This is a genomic window from Actinomadura napierensis (assembly GCF_039529375.1).
GTDB lineage: Bacteria > Actinomycetota > Actinomycetes > Streptosporangiales > Streptosporangiaceae > Spirillospora > Spirillospora napierensis.
Genome location: NZ_BAAAMR010000259.1, coordinates 1 through 1,480 on the forward strand (window position 1 = coordinate 1; position 1,480 = coordinate 1,480).

Below are 1,480 nucleotides of genomic sequence, written 5' to 3' on the forward strand. Positions count from 1 at the left end.
TCGCCGTCGCCGCCCGGTCCGCGCTGGCCGACACCGGCCTGCGCCGCACGCTGCGCGGCGCCACCGCCGCGATCAGGGAGCGCCGCTCGGCGGTCCCCGAGCCCGCCGACTGGGAGGACCTGCGCGAGGCCGGCCGCGCCATCAGGGACGAGACGCTCCTCGGCCTCGACGCGCACCTGGAGGAGCTGGAACGTGCCGTCACCGAGGCGGGTGGCCGCGTGCACTGGGCGGGCGACGCCGCCGTGGCGCGCCGCGTCGTCACCGGCCTGGTGCGGGCCGCGGGTGCGGCCGAGGTCGTCAAGTCGACGTCGTCGGCCGTGCGGGAGATCGGTCTGGACGGCGCGCTGGCCCGGGCCGGCGTGACCGTCCACGAGACCGCGTTCGGCGACCTCGTCGCCCGGCTCGGCGAGGAGGGGCCAGCGCACCTGCTGTCCGCCGCGCTGCACCGCGACCGTGCCCAGATCCGCGAGCTGTTCGCCCGAAGGCTGCCCGGTGCCCCCGACGACCTGTCCGACGACCCGGCCGAGCTCGCCGAGGCCGTGCGCCTGCACCTGCGCGAACGGTTCCTCGGGGCGCGCGTGGCGGTCACCGGCGCGAACTTCCTCGTGGCGGAGACCGGCACGGCCGTCCTGCTGGAGTCGGAGGGCAACGGACGGATGTGCCTGACGCTGCCCGACACGCTGATCACCATCGCGGGCATCGAGAAGGTGGTCCCGACCTGGAAGGACCTGGAGGTCCTGCTCCAGCTGCTGCCGCGCTCGTCGTCCGGCGAGCCGATGACGCCGTACGTCTCGTCGTGGACGGGCGTCACCCCCGGCGACGGGCCCCGCGAGTTCCACCTCGTCCTGCTCGACAACGGCCGCACCAACGCGCTCGCGGACGAGATCGGGCGCGCCGCGCTGCGCTGCATCCGCTGCTCGGCGTGCCTGAACGTCTGCCCCGTCTACGAGCGGACGGGAGGCGCCCCGTACGGCCCCGTCCACCCGGGACCGATCGGGGCGATCCTCACCCCGCAGCTGCGCGGCGTGGAGCGGGCCGCCGAGGCGTCCCTGCCGTTCGCCTCGACCCTGTGCGGGGCCTGCGCCGACGTCTGCCCGGTGAAGATCGACATCCCGGAGGTGCTGGTCCACCTGCGCGGCAAGGTGGTCGAGTCGCGCCGCCACCGGCCGGTCCCCACGCCCGAGCTGATGCTGATGCGCGGCCTCGCCTGGACGATGGGCGACCCGCGGCGGTACGAGATGGCGCTGCGCCGCGGCACCCGGTGGGCGCGGCTGATGTCGCGCGGCGGCCGGATCCGCCGGCTGCCCGGCCTGCTCGGCAAGTGGACCGACGCCCGCGACCTGCCCGCGCCGCCGCCGGAGACCTTCCGTGCCTGGTGGGCCCGGAGGCGCCGGTGAGCTCCCGGGACGAGGTGCTGCGGCGGGTCCGGGCCCACCAGGCACGGAAGGTCTCCGGCGGCGGCGGGGGCGGGTCGCGGGGG

1 protein-coding gene is annotated in these 1,480 nt (G+C 76.6%); it reads left to right on the forward strand.

Features of this window, described 5'->3' with window-relative positions:
• Window positions 1–1,397: lactate utilization protein B (locus ABD296_RS49295; RefSeq protein WP_344285423.1), on the forward strand; the 1,397-nt coding region annotated here is incomplete at its 5' end.
• Window positions 1,398–1,480: the final 83 nt, after the last annotated feature.